The 23,983-nt window shown below is 40.9% G+C and carries 22 protein-coding genes and 3 tRNA genes; 11 read left to right on the top strand and 14 right to left on the bottom strand.

Features of this window, described 5'->3' with window-relative positions; genetic code table 11:
- The first annotated feature begins 40 nt into the window (after positions 1-40).
- A complete protein-coding gene (locus AABS66_RS17505; protein ID WP_206083728.1) occupies positions 41-610 on the top strand; it encodes a hypothetical protein in 570 nt (189 codons plus the stop codon).
- 109 nt (positions 611-719) lie between these two features.
- Here the strand turns inward: AABS66_RS17505 and argA are convergent, their stop codons facing one another.
- Positions 720-2,063 carry an amino-acid N-acetyltransferase gene (argA, locus tag AABS66_RS17500; RefSeq protein ID WP_206083729.1) on the bottom strand — a complete coding sequence of 448 codons (1,344 nt, stop codon included), beginning with the start codon at positions 2,061-2,063 and terminating at the stop codon, positions 720-722.
- A gap of 246 nt (positions 2,064-2,309) precedes the next feature.
- On the opposite strand from argA, the gene amiC reads away from it, so the two are divergent.
- On the top strand, positions 2,310-3,560 hold the full coding sequence (amiC, locus tag AABS66_RS17495) for an N-acetylmuramoyl-L-alanine amidase AmiC (RefSeq protein ID WP_206083730.1): 1,251 nt from the start codon (positions 2,310-2,312) through the stop codon (positions 3,558-3,560).
- Between the two features lie 112 nt (positions 3,561-3,672).
- Here amiC and AABS66_RS17490 read toward each other — a convergent pair.
- The 3 genes from AABS66_RS17490 to AABS66_RS17480 all read right to left on the bottom strand — a co-directional run bounded on the left by AABS66_RS17490 (position 3,673) and on the right by AABS66_RS17480 (position 3,979).
- Positions 3,673-3,749: transfer RNA gene (locus tag AABS66_RS17490), tRNA-Met, on the bottom strand.
- 19 nt (positions 3,750-3,768) lie between these two features.
- Positions 3,769-3,845, bottom strand: a tRNA-Met gene (locus AABS66_RS17485).
- Between the two features lie 57 nt (positions 3,846-3,902).
- A tRNA-Met gene (locus AABS66_RS17480) sits at positions 3,903-3,979 on the bottom strand.
- 263 nt (positions 3,980-4,242) lie between these two features.
- On the opposite strand from AABS66_RS17480, the gene mltA reads away from it, so the two are divergent.
- Positions 4,243-5,352, top strand: coding sequence for a murein transglycosylase A (gene mltA, locus AABS66_RS17475; protein WP_206083809.1), 1,110 nt, complete (start codon positions 4,243-4,245; stop codon positions 5,350-5,352).
- Between the two features lie 30 nt (positions 5,353-5,382).
- Positions 5,383-6,204 (top strand): tRNA cyclic N6-threonylcarbamoyladenosine(37) synthase TcdA, encoded by an 822-nt coding sequence (gene tcdA / locus AABS66_RS17470; protein ID WP_206083731.1) that lies wholly within the window; start codon positions 5,383-5,385, stop codon positions 6,202-6,204.
- A 37-nt stretch (positions 6,205-6,241) separates the two neighbouring features.
- Here tcdA and csdE read toward each other — a convergent pair whose 3' ends face one another.
- Complete coding sequence (gene csdE / locus AABS66_RS17465; protein ID WP_206083732.1) at positions 6,242-6,700, bottom strand: cysteine desulfurase sulfur acceptor subunit CsdE; 459 nt, start codon at positions 6,698-6,700, stop codon at positions 6,242-6,244.
- Positions 6,701-6,729: 29 nt separating this feature from the next.
- Positions 6,730-7,935 (bottom strand): cysteine desulfurase CsdA, encoded by a 1,206-nt coding sequence (gene csdA, locus AABS66_RS17460; protein ID WP_206083733.1) that lies wholly within the window; start codon positions 7,933-7,935, stop codon positions 6,730-6,732.
- A 699-nt stretch (positions 7,936-8,634) separates the two neighbouring features.
- Between csdA and AABS66_RS17455 the strand changes: the two genes are divergently transcribed.
- The 3 genes from AABS66_RS17455 to rlmM are packed head-to-tail and all read left to right on the top strand — an operon-like array spanning position 8,635 to position 11,095.
- Complete coding sequence (locus AABS66_RS17455) at positions 8,635-9,576, top strand: transcriptional regulator GcvA (RefSeq protein ID WP_206083734.1); 942 nt, start codon at positions 8,635-8,637, stop codon at positions 9,574-9,576.
- Positions 9,577-9,603: 27 nt separating this feature from the next.
- Entirely contained in the window at positions 9,604-9,999 is a 396-nt protein-coding gene (locus tag AABS66_RS17450; protein ID WP_206083735.1) for a DUF423 domain-containing protein, read from the top strand.
- Positions 9,992-11,095, top strand: a complete 1,104-nt coding sequence (rlmM, locus tag AABS66_RS17445; protein ID WP_206083736.1) for a 23S rRNA (cytidine(2498)-2'-O)-methyltransferase RlmM — start codon at positions 9,992-9,994, stop codon at positions 11,093-11,095. The genes AABS66_RS17450 and rlmM overlap by 8 nt, the downstream gene beginning before the upstream one ends.
- 55 nt (positions 11,096-11,150) lie before the next feature.
- Here the strand turns inward: rlmM and xni are convergent, their stop codons facing one another.
- From xni to queF, 3 genes are all read right to left on the bottom strand, one after another.
- Positions 11,151-11,906, bottom strand: a complete 756-nt coding sequence (gene xni, locus AABS66_RS17440; protein WP_430225218.1) for a flap endonuclease Xni — start codon at positions 11,904-11,906, stop codon at positions 11,151-11,153.
- A gap of 18 nt (positions 11,907-11,924) precedes the next feature.
- Positions 11,925-13,292, bottom strand: a complete 1,368-nt coding sequence (ppnN, locus tag AABS66_RS17435) for a nucleotide 5'-monophosphate nucleosidase PpnN (protein ID WP_206083738.1) — start codon at positions 13,290-13,292, stop codon at positions 11,925-11,927.
- A gap of 108 nt (positions 13,293-13,400) precedes the next feature.
- Complete coding sequence (gene queF, locus AABS66_RS17430; protein ID WP_206083739.1) at positions 13,401-14,246, bottom strand: NADPH-dependent 7-cyano-7-deazaguanine reductase QueF; 846 nt, start codon at positions 14,244-14,246, stop codon at positions 13,401-13,403.
- A gap of 143 nt (positions 14,247-14,389) precedes the next feature.
- Between queF and syd the strand changes: the two genes are divergently transcribed.
- On the top strand, positions 14,390-14,950 hold the full coding sequence (gene syd / locus AABS66_RS17425) for a SecY-interacting protein (protein ID WP_272539791.1): 561 nt from the start codon (positions 14,390-14,392) through the stop codon (positions 14,948-14,950).
- 446 nt (positions 14,951-15,396) lie between these two features.
- On the opposite strand, the gene AABS66_RS17420 is transcribed toward syd, so the two are convergent.
- Entirely contained in the window at positions 15,397-16,284 is an 888-nt protein-coding gene (locus AABS66_RS17420) for a DUF535 family protein (RefSeq protein ID WP_272539790.1), read from the bottom strand.
- A 241-nt stretch (positions 16,285-16,525) separates the two neighbouring features.
- Between AABS66_RS17420 and AABS66_RS17415 the strand changes: the two genes are divergently transcribed.
- The 3 genes from AABS66_RS17415 to AABS66_RS17405 are packed head-to-tail and all read left to right on the top strand — an operon-like array spanning position 16,526 to position 18,097.
- The gene (locus AABS66_RS17415) at positions 16,526-16,861 is read left to right on the top strand and encodes a YqcC family protein (RefSeq protein ID WP_272539789.1); all 336 of its coding nucleotides are present in this window, start codon (positions 16,526-16,528) and stop codon (positions 16,859-16,861) included.
- Positions 16,862-16,864: 3 nt separating this feature from the next.
- Positions 16,865-17,623 (top strand): tRNA pseudouridine(65) synthase TruC, encoded by a 759-nt coding sequence (gene truC / locus AABS66_RS17410; protein WP_225818385.1) that lies wholly within the window; start codon positions 16,865-16,867, stop codon positions 17,621-17,623.
- A gap of 21 nt (positions 17,624-17,644) precedes the next feature.
- Positions 17,645-18,097 (top strand): flavodoxin, encoded by a 453-nt coding sequence (locus tag AABS66_RS17405; RefSeq protein ID WP_047755915.1) that lies wholly within the window; start codon positions 17,645-17,647, stop codon positions 18,095-18,097.
- A gap of 78 nt (positions 18,098-18,175) precedes the next feature.
- Here AABS66_RS17405 and AABS66_RS17400 read toward each other — a convergent pair whose 3' ends face one another.
- The 4 genes from AABS66_RS17400 to map all read right to left on the bottom strand — a co-directional run bounded on the left by AABS66_RS17400 (position 18,176) and on the right by map (position 23,401).
- On the bottom strand, positions 18,176-18,556 hold the full coding sequence (locus AABS66_RS17400; protein WP_047755916.1) for a DUF3461 family protein: 381 nt from the start codon (positions 18,554-18,556) through the stop codon (positions 18,176-18,178).
- A 412-nt stretch (positions 18,557-18,968) separates the two neighbouring features.
- Positions 18,969-19,796, bottom strand: coding sequence for a 2,3,4,5-tetrahydropyridine-2,6-dicarboxylate N-succinyltransferase (dapD, locus tag AABS66_RS17395; protein ID WP_206083744.1), 828 nt, complete (start codon positions 19,794-19,796; stop codon positions 18,969-18,971).
- A gap of 62 nt (positions 19,797-19,858) precedes the next feature.
- On the bottom strand, positions 19,859-22,495 hold the full coding sequence (glnD, locus tag AABS66_RS17390; RefSeq protein WP_272539787.1) for a bifunctional uridylyltransferase/uridylyl-removing protein GlnD: 2,637 nt from the start codon (positions 22,493-22,495) through the stop codon (positions 19,859-19,861).
- 108 nt (positions 22,496-22,603) lie between these two features.
- Complete coding sequence (gene map, locus AABS66_RS17385) at positions 22,604-23,401, bottom strand: type I methionyl aminopeptidase (protein WP_206083746.1); 798 nt, start codon at positions 23,399-23,401, stop codon at positions 22,604-22,606.
- Positions 23,402-23,983: the final 582 nt, after the last annotated feature.

The raw sequence follows: 23,983 nt of genomic DNA, 5'->3' as shown, positions 1-23,983 counted from the left end.
CTACTTAACTTGTTAATAATAATGATTTAAAGGTAATGATATGGATAACCAGCAAGAGATGACCGCAGTAACCATTACGTTAAATGCGAGATTAGAACCTGTTAGGCGTGCAGATTTAGAAGATGCATTTGATGAAGTCATGAAAAGTCTGGGTAAGGATATTCATGTCACAGGTGGCGGCACACTATTAGGTGATAATGGCGAAGCACAGGAATGTGATATTGAATTGGCCATCGCTGACGCAAGTGATGAAAATATTAGCATGATAATCCAGCTATTTACCTCAATGCTAGCGCCAAAAGGGTCTCGTTTATTTATTCATGGTGAAGATGTTCGTATCGACTTTGGTGAGCACGAAGGTTTAGCCGTTTATTTTAATGGTACAGAGCTTGCTGATGAAGTTTATGAAAATGGGGACATTAACGACGTTTTTGATGTATTAGATGAAGCTGTTGAAGACATCGGCAGTATTCACGGTGTGTGGGATGGCCCAACAGAAACCGCATTCTACTTCTATGGTAGCTCTTTTGCTGAAATGGAAGCGGCAATAAAGCCACATTTAGAGGCCAATCCACTTTGTGAAAAAGCAAGAATTGTACAGATTGCTTAATTAAGTCGATATTAACGAGTTAATTATATGCCCCCAAATTAGACATCCATGCATAATTTGGGGTATTAACTGCACTAACCAACACTTATTTTATTGCAAATAGGGACGGTTACTTATCAGATTGGCTCTTTAGCTCCAAGATCAAAATTTTAGAACGGCGCTGGTAATTATATAAAGCTTGCTTTTTCAGTGGCAGCATCTCAATTTCAGCAGGGGTAAAACCACGCTCTTGAAACCAATGGATACTACGAGTCGTTAATACAAATAGTTTATCTAAGCCTAATTGTTTCGCCTGTACTGCAACGCGGTGAAGTAGCTCCTCTCCTCGAGCAGAACTACGGTAATCAGGGTGAACAGCAACGCAAGCCATTTCCCCTAGTTTTTCCTCTGGGTATGGGTAAAGAGCAGCGCAAGCTATCACTAAATTGTCTCGTTCAATAATCGTGAATTTATCGATTTCCATTTCAAGTTGTTCCCGTGAGCGACGAACAAGTATTCCTTGCTGCTCTAAAGGGCGAATTAGTTCTAAAATACCCCCAATATCATTGATATTTGCACGGCGAATTTGTTCAGCACTTTCCATTACGATTTGAGTACCAATACCGTCACGAGAGAATAATTCTTGAATAAGCGAGCCATTTTCTTGATAGCTTAATAGGTGGCTACGACGTACCCCACGGCGGCAAGCTTTTGCTGCGCCACGCAAGAAACGTACAGTTCCAGAGTAGTAATCCCCTTCAGATTCAAGTTCTTGAATTCTATTTTCTGCTTCATTTGGGAATAATTCAGATAAGATATTACCCTCTTTATCTGCGACACCTTGAGAAGAACAGAACCCGATCAGTTTTTCGGCCTTCATTTTTACAGCGAGTTGAGTCGCAATTTCTTCTGAGGTCAGATTAAAACTTTCCCCAGTAACGGAAACCGCAACAGGGCCAATTAAAACAATAGAACCATTATCTAATTGATTATTAATGGCTTCTTCATTGATGCGGCGAATTCTCCCACTGTGGCAGTAATCAACACCATCATCGATACCAAGTGGCTGTGCAATGACAAAATTACCACTGACTACATTAATATGGGCACCTTGTAATGGTGTATTACTTAAACTCATTGATAAGCGAGCGGTAATATCAAGCTGTAATGCACCAGATGCTTGCTTAACATATTCAAGTGTATTCGAATCAGTCACACGGGTATGTTTGTGGTAAACCGCATCATATTTGTGTTCTGCTAGAATATCCTCAATCTGAGGACGAGCACCATAGACCACAATAATTCGGATCCCTAAACTATGTAATAATCCTATGTCATTGACAATACTTGGGAAATTTTCATGCGCAATCGCTTCACCACCAAGCATAATGATAAAATTTTTGCCGCGGTGGGCGTTTATATAAGGTACCGAATGGCGAAACTCATCAACCAACTCGGTGCTGCGCTCTTTCATAACAACCCTCTTTAATGAATTTTTATTCGTTAATAATGTATTTTTATTCTTTTTGGCGAAAAATATCAAGTAAAAGATGGTATAAAAAATAACAAATATATTTTTAAGAGTTACATATCTTTAAATATAAATGTGTATTATTAATGACAGAGAGCACATGATTAGTTAGAGTGCTTATTTCTGGCCGATTAATTGGCATATAGTCTAATATCAATTTATTTTTCAGTTCTAGGTTCGGAATTATTGATGAGTCAGCAAGATCACAGCCCATCTAAGCGTCGTTTTATTCAAGGCGCCGCCGCAGTTATGTTACTGAGCGTTAGCCCATTCGGTTTTTCTGCTAATAGCAGCGTGATTGCTGTGCGTATTTGGCCTGCATCGAGTTACACTCGTGTAACGCTTGAATCAAGCGTTCCGCTAAAGTACCGCCAGTTTGTGCTGAATAACCCAGAGCGGATTGTTGTTGACCTTGAGGGCGTACAGTTAAATAACGTACTTAAGCAGATGGGAACTCAAATTCAAACACGTGACCCTTATCTCAAATTGGTCAGAGTGGGGCAATTTGATCCTAAAACCGTACGCCTTGTTTTTGAAGTGAAAAATAAAGTGACCCCACAATTCTTTACCATGTCGCCTGTGGGGGAGTTTAAACACCGCTTAGTCCTTGATTTCTATCCAGGCAAAGGTGTGGATACTAGCGATGATCCATTATTAGCATTACTCGAGGACTACAATAAAGGTGACCTCGAAGAAAGTATGCCTGCGCAAGCGAAAAAACCAGGTAAAGCAGGGACGGATCGCCCAATTATTATTATGATTGACCCTGGGCACGGTGGGGAAGACCCAGGTGCGATAGGGAAATATAAAACACGTGAAAAAGATGTTGTCTTGCAGATTGCACGGCGCTTAAAAGCGTTGATTGATAAAGATCCTAAAATGCGTGCTTACATGACACGTAATGAGGATGTGTTTATTCCTCTTAAAGTGCGTGTTGCAAAAGCACGTAAGATGCAGGCTGATTTATTTGTTTCAATTCACGCAGATGCATTTACTAATCGTTCAGCACATGGCTCATCGGTTTTTGCATTATCGACTAAAGGAGCTACCAGTAATACGGCTCGCTACCTTGCTCAAACTCAGAATGAGGCCGATTTAATTGGTGGTGTAAGTAAGAGTGGTGATGTGTATCTTGACCACACAATGTTGGATTTAGTCCAGACAGCAACGATTAATGATAGTTTGAAATTTGGTGATGAAGTACTCAAACGTATGGGGAAAGTCAACCGATTACACAAAAATAAGGTTGATCAAGCTGGATTTGCGGTACTCAAAGCACCTGAAATTCCATCAATATTAGTTGAAACCGCGTTTATCAGTAACTTGGAAGAAGAGCGTAAGCTGAAAACGGCTAAGTTCCAACAACAAATGGCAGAGTCTATCTTTGAAGGGGTAAAAGCTTACTTCCGCAATGGTGGTGAGTTAGCGATCCGCAACTAACCATAACGAACGGTAAATAAACAGGTGATAAGCAAAAGCGAGTCGCCTTTTTTATTTGTAAAAATAAAGGTGGTGATTAATATTTTTGAGAGTGTGGTGCTAGGGGAAGAAATGGTTGCGGGGGCTGGATTTGAACCAACGACCTTCGGGTTATGAGCCCGACGAGCTACCAAGCTGCTCCACCCCGCGACTGAAGAAGTAAAAAAATTGGTTGCGGGAGCTGGATTTGAACCAACGACCTTCGGGTTATGAGCCCGACGAGCTACCAAGCTGCTCCATCCCGCGACTGAATTCTTTACAACGTTTTGATTTTTTTTACTACTTTACTGATTAAATCAGTATTGGTTGCGGGGGCTGGATTTGAACCAACGACCTTCGGGTTATGAGCCCGACGAGCTACCATGCTGCTCCACCCCGCGTCCGATAGCGGGCACTATACTCGGGATGAGATCTGATGCAAGTTTTTTCGTGTTTTTTTTTCATTTTTAGCATTCTACAGAACAAAATACGCACGTTATGTTTATTTTTTGAACTTTGCGGGGGTGGCAAAGAAAAATAATTTAACTAAATATGTTTACTCGTTTCATTCCCATTTTGGGTTTGCTATTGTGCGTTGCATATTGGATTGTGGGTTGTATTTGGATGGTGGAGCATGAACTTAGAATTAATGAAGGTAATTAATATGCTATCGGTGAAAAAATGGTCAATAGTAAATAAGTGGATAGTCACAGGTGTCTTTTTTTCATTGTTGGCAGGATGCCAAACTCACCCAACGGATAAAGGCCAACAATACAAAGATGGTCGTCTTGTTGAAGACTTACAGAAAGTTAATCAGGTAAATGTTCAAGGCAAACCAATAAATGCACCTGACTTTAATCAGCAGATCGTTGAAATTAAAAATGCATCTCCGCGTTTATTCCAAAATAACCGTGACACTTATCATGCGATTGAAAATTGGTTAATGGCAGGTGGAAACCCCGCACAGCTCGCCAGCTTCAATTTATCGGCCTTCCAAATGGAAGGGGCTGATAATTACGGGAACGTTCAATTTACGGGGTATTACACACCTGTTATTGAAGCAAGACGTTCACCACAAGGGGAATTTCGCCATCCATTATATGGAATGCCCCCAAAAGGGAAATCGCGGTTACCTAGCCGAGCAGCTATCTATAATGGCGCGTTGAGTAATAACCTCATTTTGGCTTACAGTAATTCCGCTGTAGATAATTTTATGATGGAAGTTCAAGGGAGTGGCTATGTCGATTTTGGTGATGGTAGCCCGCTGAATTTCTTTGGGTATGCAGGGAAAAATGGCCACGCGTATAAAAGTATCGGTAAAGTTCTTGTTGACCGTGGCGAAGTGCCATTAAGCCAAATGTCTTTACAAGCTATCCACGATTGGACAAATAGCCATAGTGAGCAAGAAGTTCGTCAATTATTGGAGGAAAATGCATCGTTTGTTTTCTTCAAACCGCAATCTTTTGTACCAGTAAGAGGCGCTAGCGCAGTTCCGTTGATAGCAAAAGCGTCAGTTGCGTCAGATAAAACCTTGATCCCAGCAGGAACGGCATTGCTGGCGGAAATTCCTGTTTTAGATGGTAATGGTAAATTTACGGGGCAATACGAAATGCGTATGATGGTTGCCTTGGATGTAGGGGGAGCGATTAAAGGCCACCACTTCGATATTTACCATGGAACAGGTCATGACGCAGGCAAAATGGCTGGTTTTTATAACCATTATGGACGCGTCTGGGTGCTGAAAAAGAGTCAGCCCCTTTTTGGTGCAATGTAATTACCGTCTTAACTAAGGTTGTTTGTTATTATGCAAGCTAAGCTTTCAGATGCTTGGATGCAGCGTTTTGCTGGGATCGGGCGTTTATATGGGCAGAAAGCCCTTCATCTTTTTGCGCGCTCTCATGTCTGTGTTGTCGGTGTGGGTGGTGTTGGTGTATGGGCAGCTGAGGCATTAGCTCGTTCTGGAATTGGTGCAATCACCTTAATTGATATGGATGATATTTGCGTCACGAATACTAACCGTCAATTACATGCTATTAAATCAACCGTTGGCTTACCGAAGGTTGAGGTGATGAAAGCGCGGATTTTGGAGATTAACCCAGAGTGTGTGGTGAATGTCATTGATGATTTCATCACAGTCGATAATGTCGCTCAGTACTTCAGTACGGGGTTTGATTACGTTATTGATGCAATTGATAGTGTTCGGCCTAAAGCTGCACTACTGGCTTATTGTAGGCGATTTAAAATCCCTGTAGTCACAACTGGTGGGGCTGGTGGTCAAATAGATCCCACACAAATACAAGTGGTGGATCTGGCGAAAACCATTCAAGACCCATTAGCGGCAAAGCTTCGTGAGCGGTTAAAGTCGGACTTTAATGTGGTTAAAAATGGTAAAGGCAAGCTAGGAATTGATTGCGTGTTTTCCACGGAACAGCTTGTTTATCCACAAAGTGATGGCACTGTCTGCGCAGCAAAAAGTACTGCAGAAGGCTCAAAAAGAATGGATTGTGCATCAGGTTTCGGGGCCGTCACCATGGTCACAGCAAGTTTTGGCTTTATTGCTGTGGCGCATGCGTTGAAAAAAATGATGGCAAAAGCCCAAAGAAATGTAGAAAAAAACATTAAATAGTGAAGAGGCTATTGCGATACATAGCCTCTTTCGTTGATTAGGCTGGCGTCATTTCATTGGAAATATTTCGAATTGCCGTAATTAATGATTGAATACCATTTTGGCGAGATTCGCTGAGCTGACTGGGTAAGCCTGTTTGTTCCAACAATTCATTGAAGTCGAATTCCATAATTTCTTTCGCTGTTTTTTGCTCAATAGCCGCTAATAAAATCGCAAAAAGCCCTTTTACAACACGACCTTCACTGTCACCATAGAAATGGAAAGTTTCATCATCATTGAGTATTGCACCAATCCACACTCGGTTTTCACAGCCTTTCACTTCTTGAGTTTGTTGCTTCTCATCATCAGTTAGTGTCGGTAATTGTCTCGCTAATTGGATAAGTAAACGGTACTTATCTTCCCAAGCTTTATGTGCGGAAAACTGTTCAACTATTTCCTGAATTTTAATCTCTGTACCAAAAGGGTGCGGAGCAAGCTCATATTTAGTCGAAGTCATTAGGCTTCCTTTTTATCTTTAGTATTGATTTAGTCATTGAGTATTGAAAGTGAGCGAGTGACTGCATTAATAAGTTTATCAATATCTTGTAGGTTATTATATGGCATCACAGAGATGCGTATGCAGCCACTAATATTCAAGGCATCCATTAAAGGTTGAGCACAATGTTGCCCATAGCGTAATGCAATATGCTGTTCAGTCAAGAGCACACCTAAATCGCTATGGTGAATACTTTCAAAATTGAATGAAAGTAATGGTGAATTAGGCACACTATAACCAATAAAACCAGGAATGCGTGAGAGTTTTTTATTGGCTTGTTCGATAAGTGAGCAAGTATAAGCTTCTGCTTGTACTAAATCGATAGATTGAATCCACTCAAGAACGGCTGAAAAAGCAATAACCCCAGCAATATTAGGTGTGCCTGCTTCAAAACATTGAGGAATGGGGGCTGGCGTGAAACCTTCAAAAGTCACCTCAGTCAACATTTTTCCCCCGCCGTGCCAAGGCACCATGGCTTCTAATAATGCTGTTTTTCCATAACAAACACCGAGGCCTGTAGGGCCATACAGTTTATGGGCGGAAAAAACATAAAAGTCGATATCTTCAGCACTAACATCAATAGGGCAGTGTACAGCGCCTTGGGCGCCATCAACGATAACCAGGGCACCTATTTGGTGGGCGAGATGAGTGATTGCCGATAAGTCAGGCTGAAAGCCAGTGACGTTCGACATTTGTGTAATAGCAATGGCTTTGGTTTTGTTATTTAGCAGTGATTTTAGCGTTGCTAAACTGAGTGAGGCACCTTGTTCGATGGGCCATTTTATAATTTTAGCGCCAGTTTGCTTAGCAACTATCATCCAAGGTAATAAATTTGAATGATGTTCTATTTCGCTGACAATGATTTCATCACCTGCTTGTAAGATTGGCCGAAAATAACTCTGAGCAATCAAATTAATCGACTCGGTGGCACCTCGTGTCCAAATTATATTATTTTCACTGGCGGCATTAATAAATTTTGCCGTTCGAATACGGCCTAATTCATAGTCGCGAGTTAATTTTAATGACTCTGGTGATTGACCGCGGTAAACCGAGCTACCAGATAAGCGGTAGTAATTATTTGAAGCCTCAATCATTGCAATCGGTTTCAATGCAGTTGCTGCACTATCAAAAAATAATGTTGAGGAATTTATTGCAGGAAATAATTGGCGAAATGCGGTAGCGCTAAAATGATCCATGGGTTCTTTCTTTTTAGTCAATAATTATCTGTGTTATCTGATAGTTGTGGGTATTGTCTACAGAGATGTACATTTATCCGTACATTATTGATTATTTTTTGATTAATTTAAACTTGTCATTTTCAATCAAAACATTGAAATATTTTGTTACGTTTGGTATTACTTATTAGCAATATCAAAAGTAAATTTTCTTGGGTGATTCAGTGTATTGCACCGCAAAGTAATCCTTTTTGTTTGAGAGTTCTTTTTTAGAAAGCATAAACTGAATTATTTTCAGGAATTATCTTAAATATCTAACTTAAAGTTTTTTCGGTACACTAGTAATTATCTGTAGCTATTTGTATTTACTAAGTTAAATTTTTCATTTGTCCTAAGTAAATACCAGTAAAAAAATCAAAAAAAAGCACCGCGTTTTGGCGGTGCACTATAAAAAATCACTATGGACAGACAGGGTAAATGTACAGGAAGTGAAAAAAACAGTAGCAAAAGCTACAAAGTCTGGTTCAACCAGACAACTTGCAAACACAACATCACAACCACAAAGCCAAAAGTTTCAAAGTAACTAAACTCTGTAACTTTTCGTTCCGGCTTAGGAAGTGCGCATACTATAGGTATTTACTGGCAGATCCTCAAGGGACAAATTATAATGCTTCGGATGAAAAAAACTAATGCATAACGAGATGCCGAGTAGAAGTGATTATGTCTAAAAGATTACCGCCACTGAATGCGCTGAGAGTGTTTGACGCCGCAGCCCGTCATTTAAGTTTTACTAAGGCAGCAGAAGAATTATTTGTCACCCAAGCAGCCGTGAGTCACCAAATGAAAAGTTTGGAAGACTTTCTTGGGTTAAAGCTATTTCGTCGGCGTAATCGCTCGCTACTTCTTACGGAAGAAGGGCAAAGTTATTACCTTGATATTAAAGAAATATTTTCTTCTTTAAATGAAGCAACACGTAAGTTGCAAGCGAGAAGCGCCAAAGGTGCATTAACGGTGAGTTTATCACCCAGTTTTGCTATCCAATGGTTGGTACCTAGGCTTTCAGGGTTTAACCAAGCTTACCCAGGTATTGATGTCCGCATTCAAGCCGTTGATCGAGAAGAAGATAAACTCGCAGATGATGTGGATGTGGCGATTTTTTATGGTCGAGGAAATTGGTCTGGTTTAAGAACTGATAGGCTTTACGCTGAATATTTAATGCCAGTTTGTGCACCGTCATTAATGACAGGGGAAAACCAACTAAAAAATCCAGAAGATTTAGCAAAACATACACTGCTTCATGATTCTTCTCGAAGAGACTGGCAAGCGTATGTTAAACAGCTAGAGCTACAGAATATAGTGAATGTACAACAAGGGCCGATTTTCAGCCATAGCGCGATGGTGATTCAAGCGGCAGTACATGGACAAGGTGTTGCATTAACCAATAATGTAATGGCAAAGAATGAAATTGACGCAGGGCGTTTGGTTTGTCCCTTTAGCGAGGTGTTAGTTAGTAAAAATGCGTTTTATTTAGTTTGCCAAGAAAGCCAAGCAGATTTAGGCAAAATAGCTGCTTTTCGTCAGTGGATCCTTGCGCAAGCAGCGAGTGAACAAGAAAAATTGGGTTTTATTACGGGTGACCAAGATGTGGCGCTTATTCAGTAATCAAGTATTTAAACAAAAGGTGTTACTGTGAATAGTCGTTTGATGTTAATTTTCGCTGGAATTAGTGGCTTTTTTACTGTTGCTTTTGGGGCTATTGGTTCTCATGCGTTATCGTCAATTATGAGTGTCCATCAAATGGACTGGATTGAAACTGGATTGCGTTATCAGATGTTGCACACTATTGCATTAATGGTATTAGGCGCAATTTTATTACGTAAAGTGATCCTATGGTTTTATTGGTCAGGTGTTTTTTTCTCTGTTGGGATACTTCTTTTTAGCGGTAGCCTTTATTGTATGGCCCTATTGCAGGTAAAATACTTTTCTTATTTTACGCCAATAGGGGGAGTTTGTTTCCTGATTGGTTGGTTGTTAGTAGTTATTGGCGCTATGCGTCTAAGGAAATCGGCGTCACGTAATGAGTAATAAAATTGCACTTTATTGTCGGCCAGGCTTTGAAAAAGAGTGCGCAGCAGAGATTACGGATAAAGCAGGGCAAAAAGAAATTTATGGTTTTGCCCGTGTAAAAGAAAATAGTGGTTATGTCATTTTTGAGTGCTACCAAGCTGAAGATGCAGACACTCTCGCCCGTACATTGCCTTTTCGTGAGCTAATTTTTGCTCGCCAAATGATTGTGGTTGGTGATTTATTAAAAGACTTGCCACCTGAAGATCGTATCACCCCAATAGTCAATGCGCTAAGCCAACAAGTGGTGAGAGCAGGTGATATTCGGGTGGAGGTCGCAGATACCAACGAATCCAAAGAACTGATGAAGTTTTGCCGTAAATTTACGGTGCCTTTACGTAATGCGTTGCGTAAAGAAAAAATCTTACTTCCACTTGAGAATTTCAAAAGACCCGTGATCCACGTGTTTTTTATTGCACCAGGTTGCTGTTATACGGGATATTCATATACCAATAATAGCTCAAATTTTTATATGGGTATTCCGCGTTTAAAATTTCCATCAGATGCGCCCAGCCGTTCTACCTTGAAGTTAGAAGAAGCATTTCACGTCTTTATTCCTTATGAAGAGTGGGATGAGCGTCTTGCCAGTGGAATGAAAGCGGTCGATTTAGGCGCTTGCCCTGGGGGCTGGACTTATCAACTAGTGAAACGTAGCATGATGGTTCATGCGGTTGATAATGGCCCGATGGCAGAAAGTTTGATGGATACAGGGCAAGTTACTCATCACCGTGTAGATGGTTTTAAGTTTCAACCTTCATCACAAAACATCACATGGTTAGTGTGTGATATGGTTGAAAAGCCAGCAAAAGTGGCTGCATTGATGACGGATTGGTTAGCTCAAGGTTGGTGCCGCGAGGCCATATTTAACCTAAAACTGCCAATGAAAAAGCGCTATGAAGAAGTCTCACACATATTAGAAAAGATGCAGGTGCAGCTGAAAGAACGGGGTGTAAACGTGCTAATCCAAGCTAAGCAGCTTTATCATGATCGTGAAGAAGTGACTGTGCATGTGATGCGTGTTTGGTCAGCAAACCCAATGGCGCGTGAATATTATTAATTTATAAAACTAATAAGAAAGGCCACTAATTAACTCAGAGGCCTTTTTATTTTGATCAGTTGCTTATATAACGTAGCTGGTTTAAATTTCCTTGCAGTGCAATATCCGTTCTTAATGTGGCAATATCGCGGCAAATTAATGCGATTTCTTGTTGATTAACTAGTTTTTTTTGCCATTTTTCTTCCAGTTTATCTAAATTCGCAAATAAGTTTTCGATAGAGTGATATTGCTGCAATAGTATTGCCGCACTTTTCGGGCCAATACCTGCGACACCTGGAACCTTACTGCTACTGATCCCCGCAAGTCCCCAATAATCAGGAAGTTGTTCAGGAGAAACGCCAAATTCCTTTTCGATAAAAGGAATATCTAGCCAGCGTTTTTGGAAATAATCGCGAATGCGTAGATTAGGCGAAAGCAGTTGACAGTAGCCTTTATCGGTGGAAACGATGGTAACAGTGTGCCCAGCTCCCGCGATACGTGTTGCTAACGTGGCCGCTAAATCATCAGCCTCATCCCCTACAGATTGCCAACAGTGAATGCCTTTTTCTGTAAATAAAGCCATTAGATCAGAGAGCTCAGCGTGTAAATCTTCAGGCATCGGCGACCGACCTGCTTTGTAATCAGGGAGTTTTTCATGACGCCAGCTTTGATGGCGACCTTCTTCATCAAACACTGCGACAATGTGTGTGGCATCTGTATGAGTGAGCAACTGTGATATCGCAGATAGACAGGTTTCTCCACACGGGCTTCCTTGCACCGCATGGATACGGCGTATTAAATTTAATGCATCAATAATTAATAAATGGATCATAAATACGCCATTACAGATTTATTTCACGATTTCATAGCAAGGCTCATATGCAGTGCCACCTGGCAATTTCATTCGATGTTGTTCAACAAAGCCTTGGAGTAACACATCCATACGCCTCATGAGATCGCTATCACCGTGAATTTTGAATGGGCCATGTTTTTCAATGGCTTTCATACCAAATTCCTTCACATTACCTGCAACGATACCAGAGAACGCACGGCGTAAATCTGAAGCCAATTTTTCAGGTGCTTGTCCTGGATGAAGGTTCAGTGAGGCCATGTTTTCATGTGTTGGTTCAAACGGATGCTGCAAGTCGTGCGCAATTTTAATTGACCAGTTGAAGCTGTATGCATCGCCTGTGCTACGGCGATTCTCTTTCACTTGTGGCATGCTTCTTTTCATCACACGCGCCACTTCTTGAGCATCATCGATAATGATTTGATAGTGTTTGCTCGCTTCATCCCCTAAAGTATGTCGGATAAAATCATCGAGAACTTCAAAGTATTCAGCGCTTTCTTTCGGACCCGTTAAAATAAGCGGGAGAACTTGCTCTTTATTGGCTGGATCCATCAAGATGCCCAGCAAATACAGCAGCTCTTCAGCGGTACCAACGCCACCTGGAAAAATAATAATACCGTGACCTAAACGGACGAACGCTTCTAACCGTTTTTCAATGTCAGGCATAATAATTAACTCGTTAACTAATGGGTTAGGTGGCTCTGCTGCGATGATTGAAGGTTCGGTTAAGCCAATGAAACGGCTATCTTTATACTGTTGTTGGGCATGACCAACAGCTGCACCTTTCATTGGGGCTTCCATCGCACCAGGCCCACAGCCCGTACAGATATTCAGTTCACGTAAACCCAGTTCGTTACCAACTTTACGGCCATATTGATATTCAATTTCATTTATTGAGTGGCCGCCCCAGCAAACTATCATGCTTGGGTCATCATCAATATGTAATGCACGAGCATTGCGTAGGATAGAGAAAATCATATTGGTGATGTGCGTGCCATTTTCCGTATCAAAATGGAGTTGCTCTTTAGCTTGGTTTATTTGCGCATGAACGAATAAAATATCGCGTAAAACTGCAAATAAGTTAGCTTGCAAAGTACGAATAATTTTCCCGTCAACAAATGCTTTTTCTGGTGGCTCGATAAGCTCAAGTTTTACACCACGTTCACGACGTAATACGTTGATATCAAAGTCTTTGCTTTTTTCTAGTAGCTCTTTACTGCTATCAGTAAGGCTTCCAGAATGTAAAACCGCGAGTGAGCAGTTTCTAAATAACTGGTATAAATCGCTACTTGCAGTGCGTTTAAGCATGTCAACTTCAAGCTGCGAAAGTAGATCCATAGATCCTAATGGACTGATATGCGTAATCAAGTAGTACTCCTTTACCCCATGGGTTCTTGATAGGTGAATTGTACCGCAAATACACTAGTGCATTTACTTTTCAACTGTTTTTCAAGCATTTTTTAACTACATGTGTACTTATTGGCGAGCCAAACGACCAAGTTCAGGTTCAAAAATTTCATTACTACGCCATGGGTTAATGTCCAGCCCCCCGCGGCGGGTATAACGCGCGTAAACACTCAATTTTTCGGGTCTACACAGTTGCATAATGTCGTTAAAAATTCGTTCAACACACTGCTCATGAAACTCATTATGATGGCGAAACGAAACCAAATAGCGTAAGAGCGCTTCATGATTGATTTTAGGACCATGGTAGTGGATTTGTACAGAGCCCCAGTCAGGTTGATTTGTAATCAAACAATTCGATTTTAGCAAATGACTGACTAATGTTTCTTCAACAATCGGTTCTTGAGTACAACCCGCTAGATAGTCACGATTAAACTCGTACTGTTCGATAGTAATGTCTTGCTCATCAATACACAGCCCTTTAAAGGGTAAGATTGGCTGATGAGAAAAAGCCTCTAGCTTATGAAGTGTAACGTCAACTTTGCCATTAGCACAGTGGCTTAAGTCATTTTGCAAAACGCTTCGCACATTTTCCCAAGTTTCAAAGCGAGTTTGATTAAAGCTGTTGAGATAGAGCTTAAAACTTTTAGACTCAATCAGGTTGTCACTTGTTGCATCCACACTGATTGAACCAATAGCCACTTGGGGAACGCCACTTTGATTTAGCCAAGAAAGTTCATATAAGGTCCAAATATCAGCACCATGAAATGGCAGTGAATTTGCATAAATATCCAGTGGATCACGGTTTAAGCTCCTAGGGACGGGCTGCAGTAGCGAGGCATCGTATTGGTCGTGATACGCCGTTTTTTTCCCGAGGGTTAAATTGTCAAGAGCGGGATTGTTCTGGTAGTGTGACATAGTGATCCTTATACTTCATAAACAAAATGAGGCTAAAAGGCGCAATGAGTACATTTTATTCGCCTGCAAACATCTGTCATAATACCATTTATCCATCATATTGACGTCTTTCAATTTAGGCTAGCCGTAAAAATTACGTAATTATGAATACAATACTCTCTCAAGCGTTACAGCGTTTTACTCAAAACTATATTTCAGCGTGGGAACAACAAACGGGGTTACCACCTGCATCTGTTGATTTATATGGTATTCCTTCTCCTTGTGTCGTGAGAACAGGCGAGAACTGGGTCTATTGGGAACCGCAAGCATTTCCCATTAAGGATGCACATTTAAATAAAGTCGCTACGGCATTGGATATCAGTTTACAGGACGATATTCATCACTTTTATACCACTCAGCTGGCTGGGGATATGAAAGCCACATTTCGTGATATTACCTTAAGTTTGGTACAAGTATGGAATGAAGAGGATTTTATTCGCTTACAAGAAAATTTAATTGGGCATTTAGTCACTCAAAAGCGTTTAAAGTTATCGCCAACTCTGTTTATTGCCACAATAGACTCTGAAATTGAAATGATCTCGTTGTGTAATTTGACAGGGGAGGTGATCTTAGAAAAATTTGGTAGCCAAGAGCGGCGCGTACTTTCACCAAATTTAGCGAGTTTTATTGGAGAGTTACTCCCTGTTGTTGAGCTTCAGGAGTAAGTATTTTAGGATAAATGTTGTAAGTCAGGACTTACAATTGGGTTAAGTAATTTCTCAAAGTTATTTAATTTTATTTAAATGATAATTAATTAACTTTTAATTTCATGACGTTACTACCAATAATGGAAACACCGCTTTTTTAAATTAATTTTTGTTTGCTCAGCTAGGTTGTTTCATTAATAGATTTAATACATTCTTATGCCGCTGGACAGGGTAAGTTCGTTTAGCTTTTTATACATCGTAATGTATAAAAAATGAAAAAACCAAAGCGATGGACTGCTTAATAGGCAGGAACAACCTATTAAATTGTTTTATTCAACAGGATGTTGAACGACAGGATGTCGTTTTGCAGGATGCATTAAAATCTAAAATGTGATGTTAAGCCAGTCGGCCTGATTTAGGCCGGCTGGCTTTTTTTGTTATTCTAGCTTGTAATCAACGGATTGTTACTTCGTTGAGTTCGCACTGAGTGATGCAATAATTTCTTGGCTCATCGCATCACGAAGTGCTTCACGTCGACGAAATTCAGCACGACGCTGGCTTTTCACGGATTCTATATCACGAACTGGCTCTTGTAATGGAAGCTGGTACCAACCATCAGATGATAATGTTGCACTACATTCTTGCCAAAAAGTATCATAGCTCGATTTTAAATGTTGGCTCTTAATATGGCTATTGTTTGAAATGCCTTGGATTGATGTCACTTTGAAATAGGTCGCGACAGCATAAACAGCAGACATTAATAGGTTTTTGGGCCTCATACCATGCATTTGTTTGGTGATTAGGCGAACCTGCTCAACACTTTGGTCGGTTGATGGGCCTTGCAGTGAGCAAACATAGAGTTGCCCTTCAGGCCCAAAAGAAAAACTCATTAAATAGATATCATCACCCGTTTCATTACGCAGGTGTAAGGTAAGATCGCCTTCTCTTGGGTATTGAGAATAAATCAAGGTGAGCTGTGCAAAATCACCAGATTTCAGCTCAATATTTGCAACAGTTAACCCTTCACGTTTTGCCGAAAACATTTTTTCGACGGCTTTAGGGGTAAAGGTTTTTTCAATTAAATCCAGTGTATAGCTTGCTGTCAGCAATTTTTGCTTTCCACTCCAAGCTTTATGCAGATATTTATTAATTGGGCGCTCAATAAAATGGGGAACTCCGTTAATTGCAGAAGCGAGCTGAGCACTTTGATATGTCTGACACATGCCTTGGTACTGTTGATATTGCACTGAAGGGAGTTTCGCTATGCGAATTTTTCTTTTGAGCTCAACATATTTACCACTGAAGGCCTTCCATGCCTTATTTTCCTTGCGCCACTGCTTTAGTAATCCCATAGATAGACCATTTTATTGTTAATTATTTTGCTAAAATTCAATTAAAAAAAAACATTTTATTATATCCGTATACACCCTAACAAAACATCAACGAAACTTATTGAATTGAATTTATTATGAATAAATAAATGCAATAGAAGTAAACCCGCTTGTATATAAGACAGAACAACCCCATTTATCCGACAGAATCATTGGCAAAATTACAGTATATTTCGCAGCATAAAGGTTAAAAGGGTTACATATGAACAAAGAACAACGCATTGTTGAAAAGCTTCGCCATCTCGAAGAGGAAATGAAATTAAAATTATTGTGGCGTGAGCATCCACCTGAACAGGATGCGTTTAAAAGTGTCGAGCCATTTTGTATTGATACGATGGAAGCACTGGAATGGCTACAATGGATCTTAATTCCACGTTTACAAGCGATTATTGACCAAGGTGGCATGTTACCTGCAAATTTTGCTATCGCGCCGTATTTTGAAGAAGCCTATAAGCACGATGAAGAAGAGCAATATGTGGCTCTTATCCAGCACTTGCGTGAGCTAGACAGCATCTTTTCAACTAATTCAAACGGGTGATTGATGTTAGAAATCATTTATCAAGATGAATATATGATTGCGGTGAATAAACCCGCAGGTATGTTAGTTCACCGCAGTTGGTTAGATAGCAAAGAAACTGTTTTTGTGATGCAAACATTGCGTGACCAAATTGGCCAATATGTTTATCCCATTCATCGTCTCGATAGACCGACATCAGGTATTTTATTATTTGCGTTATCGAGTGACATTGCGAGGTTGCTAGCTACTCAGTTTGAAAAACATCAGTTAGAGAAAACGTATCATGCCATTGTGCGTGGCTATCTGACAGATGAGCAAACTATTGATTACCCTTTACTGGAAGAGTTAGACAAAATTGCAGACAAACATGCCACTCGGGAGCCTGTGTTACAAGAGTGCATTACCCATTGCCGTCCAATTGCGACGGTGGAATGCCCTGTGGCCATCGGTCGCTATGAAACAGCACGCTTTAGTTTAGTCGAATTAACACCACAAACAGGTCGAAAACATCAGCTCAGGCGGCATATGTCTCACTTACGTCACCCAATTATTGGGGATAGTAAACATGGTGACTTACGCCAAAATCGAGGGGTAACAGAACATTTTTCTGTGTCGCGTCTAATGTTGCACGCAAGTCAATTAAATTTAAGTCATCCTATAACAGAAGAAAATATATCTCTGGTTGCACCTTGGGATGCACAATGGATATCACTGATTGAGCAGTTTGGATGGTCAGCACAAGTCGCTAATTTAAGTATGAAAGTTATTAATCCATCAGTTTAAATAAATTTAGAGGGAGGCGTTATGTCAAAAATAGGTATCTTTGTTGGTACTGTCTATGGCAACTCTTTAGCTGTGGCTGAAATAGCACAAGAAATCTTAGAGGAACGAGGGCATGAAGTGGTTGTCTTTGACGAACCCACTCTGAATGATTGGCAATTATACAATTCAGGAAATGAAATTGCGTTAATCGTGACTTCCTCTACAGGACAAGGTGATTTACCTGACTCTATTGCACCACTTTTTAATGAAATCAATGATGTTGTTGGTTACCAACCTGATTTACGTTATGGGTTAATTGCTTTAGGTGATAGCAGTTATGAAAGTTTTTGTGGCGCTGGGTTACGTTTTGATGAAGTGCTGACCGAACAATCAGCTACGCGTATTGGTGATATTCTTTTTATTGACGCTATTGAAGTGGATGTTCCTGAAGAGTTTGCAAAACCGTGGGTTGAAGCGTGGAGTGAATTACTTTAAGTACCTGCACCGTGGAGTAACCCTTTTCGATACGAATTCAGGTGATTTCACGGCGCAGTAAATTATTTTGCAGGTCAGTTACTTACGAGTCAGTTTTTCTAAGTCAGCTTCAATTTCTGCAATTTTGTTTGAAACTACATGTTCTAAATGACGTAAGTCATCAAGGATTTTGTGTTTTAAATCAATATCAGTTTTATCTGTTTGGCAAATTTGATCAAGTTCTTCAATGGCATAGCGAAGGTTGGTGTTAATTTCGTGGATCTCTTTGAAATTATTACCACCATCCGCGATAGTTTTACGTTGGCGTGGGTATTTGAATTTTACACTTTTGGCAAAAAATTCCCCTTTGTCTTTACGGAAGTAAATTTTCAAAATATCGTTATTTGCTTCTTGGCGCAGGGTATAGCGGTCGATATCCTGAGGGTTACTAATGCCTAAACTTTTCAAATTATCGTACATGTTAGCTCGCTTAACTGTAGAGTCAGAGTCGGTGAACAGAATAATCGTGTGAACAGGCCGCAACAATACCAGTCTATTTCTCTTGTACTGTGCTATTGACCTAAAGACGTAAATAACATTAAGCCATTACGTAAATAGCATCATGATAATGAAAAATAAAATAATACAGTTTTATTGATGGTAAACGGCAAAAGTCACGAACATATTATGCGCGATTTCTCGAAATTGACCAACTTCTCTTTGCAATAAAACGGTGAAAAGAAAAAGGAGATGTGGGGGAGATAAGGGAACTTGGCCACCCGAGTTGCATACAGCGTATGCATTTCGGGATAGCTTCGTTTTACCAGATTACTGCTAAGTGATTCAAAAACAGCAGTAAAAGGTTCAGGAGGAGAAACTGTTAGAAAACTAGTTATTCATCAATAGTTCTTAATAATTCATTGATGCCAACTTTTCCGCGCGTTTTTTCATCCACTTTCTTGACGATGACTGCACAATATAAGCTGTAGTTACCCTCTTTCGACGGTAAATTGCCTGATACAACGACAGACCCCGCAGGAACGCGGCCATAAAAAATTTCGCCCGTTTCACGGTCATAAATTTTAGTGCTTTGCCCCAAATAGACGCCCATGGAAATCACCGATCCTTCCTCGACAATGACACCTTCAACAACTTCAGAGCGTGCGCCAATAAAGCAGTTGTCTTCGATAATGGTTGGGTTCGCTTGTAATGGTTCTAACACGCCACCAATACCGACACCGCCAGATAAATGCACGTTTTTACCAATTTGCGCACAAGAGCCCACTGTTGCCCAAGTGTCGACCATTGTTCCTTCATCGACATAGGCACCAATATTGACATAAGATGGCATGAGTACACTATTCTTGGCGATATAGGCACCTTTACGAACCGCGGCAGGTGGTACAACGCGAAAACCTTCTTTTTCGAAGCGTGTTTGGTCGTAATCGGCAAATTTCATTGGTACTTTGTCGAAGTAGCGACTTTCAGCACCGTCAATCACTTGATTGTCTTGGATACGAAATGACAGTAAGACGGCCTTTTTTAACCATTGGTGAGTGACCCAGACACCTGCGATTTTTTCGGCAACACGCAGTTTACCGCTATCTAATAACGCGATAGTGTCCAAAACGGCTTGTTTAACGGGGGCTGAAACCGTATTTGGCGTGATGTTAGCACGGTCTTCAAATGCGTTTTCAATGATCGCTTGTAAATGCTGCATTGATTCTATTTCCCTCTTGAATAACATAAAAGTGAGCGTTCACCATAAAAATGTGATGAACGTTATATTTTATCCTTCGATTGTAGGGCTTCTGTCAACCTTTCTGATAACACTTGTTGCATTTTTTTATCGAGTGCTTTGTGTTCTTTATCTGCTAACACAAAGAAATCCTCTACTTTTTCGCCAATTGTGGTGATCCTCGCGCCGTATAAAGAAATTTCTAGCTGTGCAAAAATATGGCCAATTCTTGCCAGCAAACCGGGCTGGTCTAACGCGAATAATTCCATGTAGGTACGGCGTTCATTGGTGGAGTGCAAGAAGTTGACCTTGGTAGGAACCGTAAAATGGCGCAATTTAGAGGGCAATGTACGTTGTTTCGGCAGGGAAATTTCAGGTTGCTGTACCGCCAGTAACAACATTTTGCGTATGTGGTCATAACGGTCTTTGGCGAGCGGCGAGCCATTTGGCTCAAGGACTACAAAGGTATCCATCGCCATATTGTCTTTATTGGTGAATATTTGAGCGCTGTGAATGCTTAAATTGCGACGGTCTAGTTCACTGGCTACGGCGGCAAACAGATGCGATTTATCGTGACACCAAATAAAAATTTCTGTTCCACCATGTTTCGGTTGAGTGCTGATTAGCACTAAAGGCTGAGTTAAATCATGATGTAACAGGTTTTTGGCATGCCAAGCGAGTTGCGACGGGGTGTGGCGTAAAAAATAGTCGGCATGGCAGCGTGACCACAGTTTTTGCAGTTTCTCTTCATCAATTGCAAGAGGGCGAAGCAGAGATAACGCTTGATTGCGGTGATGGCGAATGCGCTCCCGTAAATCTGGCGTACTTTGCATGCCTTGGTTGAGCTGATGTTCCGTTGATAGGAAGAGTTCGCGAATTAAGCTCTGCTTCCAGCTGTTCCATAAAGTGCTATTGGTGGCGCAAATATCTGCAACCGTTAGACACATCAAATAGTTAAGTCGAGAAACCGATTTCACCTCACCTGCAAATTGCTTGATAACATCAGGGTCTTGAATATCTCGGCGTTGAGCAGTAACCGACATCAATAAGTGGTTTTTAACAAGCCATGCAGCAAGCTCAGCTTCTTTTGCTGATAAATCATGCAGTAGCGCAAAGTCATACACAAAATCAGCGCCTAAATCGGAGTGATCCCCTGAACGGCCTTTGGCGATATCATGGAAGATAGCCGCAAGGCGTAAAATCTCAGGTTGTAGCAGTTTAGGGTAAACGCTGACACACAAAGGGTGCTCGCGACGGTTTTCTTCAAGTGTAAAACTGTCGATTTTTTGTAAAACACGGATGGTGTGCTCGTCAACGGTATAGGCGTGAAACAAGTCAAACTGCATTTGCCCAACAATGTTGCTCCAAAGCGGCGTATAGGCGCTAAGTACGCTGTGCAGGTGCATGGGAACAAATGCGCCTTTAATTGCTCGTGGGTGGCGCAGAATTTTTAGGAACAACTTGCGTGCCTCAGGGATTTCACACAGTGGCACGCTCAAGTTTCGTCGAGCAAAGCGCAGTAGGCGCAATGTTGTGGAATAGATACCCGTGATGTTTGGATAGCGAGCCATTTGGTAGAACATTTTTAAAATAGCGGCAGGTTGGTTGATAAATAGGTTTTCATCGATAACATCAATTAATGTGCCGCGTAATTGAAATTGTGAATCAATCGGTCGCGGTTTTTCATTTGGTTTAAGGGTTAAAATCGCTTCATCAAATAGCTGTAATAGCATTTGATTTAGCTCCCTCACGCGGCGAGTCACACGATAAAAATCTTTCATCATGCGTTCTACAGGCTGATTTTTCTCACCGACATAACCTAGTAAACGTGCAACGCTAAATTGGCGATCGAACAGTAAACGGTTATCGTGGCGCTTCACCACTAAGTGGAGCGCGAAACGAATTTTCCATAAAAAAGTGAGGCATTCTTTGAGCTCTTGGCGTTCTTCTTCAGTCAAAAAACCAAAACCAACCATCTCATCTACTGTGGTCGCACCAAAATGGCGCCTTCCAACCCAAAGTAAGGTATGAATATCCCGTAGGCCGCCAGGGCTGCTTTTGATGTCGGGTTCTAAATTGTAACTGGTACTATGGTAACGCTGGTGGCGTTCTTGTTGCTCAGCAATTTTTGCCGCAAAAAAGGTGGCTGATGGCCAAAAATCATCACTGAAAATGGTTTTTTGTAGCGATAAGAAAAGGGTGATATCACCGCAAATAAGCCGTGATTCGATTAAATTGGTTGCTGTTGTTAAATCGGCATTGCCTGCTTCGATACATTCAGCAAGAGAACGGACGCTATGCCCAATATCAAAGCGTAAGTCCCACAGTAACGTGATAAATTGGCCAATTTTTGTAGCGATATCCTCGGGAAGTGGTTGTTTACTGAGAATTAAAATATCAATATCAGAAAGTGGATGGAGCTCATGTCGCCCATAGCCCCCGACAGCCACAAGGGACATATTTGCTTGTTTGTCGAATTCGAAAGCCTGCCAAAGCCTTGTCAACAAAGCATCAAGGTAATCACTGCGAACGTGAATTAAATCAACCACATTTTTACCTTGATTAAAGCTGTCTTCAAGCCAACGATCAAAATCATCAACATGTTGCCTTAAGGTAATGAGGTCAAGGTCGTGGGCAGTGAAGTGGTTTGGTGCAAGATATGTTGCAGAGGATGCCGTCATCTTTATCTTTCCGTATTGATAGCCATAAAGAAACTACGACCAGCTTACGGTTTTTTGTGAAAGATGAACAGAGGAAGAACCCTCTTAATCGAGGGTTCTTGGGGAAATTTATTCGTTAACTAAAACCGCAGAAATAAACGGCTCTTCTTCTTTACGCAGTGTGAGGATCTCACAGCCATTGTCGGTGACAACTAAGGTGTGCTCATATTGTGCAGACCAGCCGCGATCTTTGGTTTTTACCGTCCAGCCATCTTTCATCGTGCGAATACGGTGGTCGCCTGTATTCACCATCGGTTCGATGGTGAATGCCATGCCTTTTTGCAGAATGACGCCACTGTCATCTGCATCATAATGCAGCACTTGTGGCTCTTCATGGAAACCTTCGCCAATACCGTGACCACAATATTCACGAACAACGGAGAAACTTTGTTTTTCAACGAATTCTTGAATCGCTTTACCGATGGTACGTAGGCGAATGCCAGGTTTAACCATACGAATGGCTAAATATAGGCTTTCTTGGGTGACTTGGCACAGGCGTTCGCCTTGAATAGTTGGTTTTCCAACAATAAACATCATTGAAGTATCGCCGTGGAAGCCTTCTTTAATCACGGTGACATCGATATTCACGATGTCACCGTCTTTTAGGATTTTTTCATCGCTTGGAATACCGTGGCAGATAACATCATTAACGGAAATACAAACGGATTTTGGAAAACCATGGTAGTTCAGGCATGCTGGAATTGCTTGTTGTGTATCAACAATGTGTTGATGGCAAAGTCTATCCAGCTCACCTGTGCTAACACCTGGTACCACATGCGGTGCGATCATTTCTAATACTTCGGCAGCTAAGCGGCCAGCAACACGCATTTTCTGAATATCTTCTTCAGTTTTGATAATAATAGCCATGAGTTCAGTCCATTCATGCCAGCAATGATTGATGACATGTTAAAAAATGAGAGGTTGAAAATGGGTTTTTGAGACCATTTTTTAGCATTAATAACACTTATGGTAACAGCCACCGCATTTTCTGCCAACTAGCTATCGAAAGGTTCGAGAGTTGAAGTTGCTATTAGAATAAGGTAACAGAAGCGAGTGGCTTGTTCATTTTGAGCTTTTAACCGCACAAATTGCAAAAAACACCAGTAAGTGAATGAGTATCCATTATAAAAATAGGGCTTTTTCATCACATCAAAAAAGGTCTATAATTAACCCAATACGGATCACGTATTAGATAGGCGAAATGCGAACCATAAAATCCATTTTTCACGCATTTTTATGTGTGAAAAAATCAACAAAAGTTGGCTTCTAAGTTGGTTTTATGGTATAAAGCGCGCCGGCAATCCATATTATTTCTTCTCATCTTCATTGAAATGTCAACTTATGGCAGCAAAATGAGGTTTCCTGAAAAGGAAATTGGATTTGCGAAACTTAAACTCAATTGTGTATAACACACACGAATCGACACGTGCGCCGGGGTGCTCTTATGCG

The sequence above is a fragment of the Providencia sp. SP181 genome (assembly GCF_050446505.1).
GTDB lineage: Bacteria > Pseudomonadota > Gammaproteobacteria > Enterobacterales > Enterobacteriaceae > Providencia > Providencia vermicola.
The sequence above is the reverse complement of the archived record's forward strand: the minus strand, read 5'-3'. Positions and strand labels throughout refer to the sequence as shown.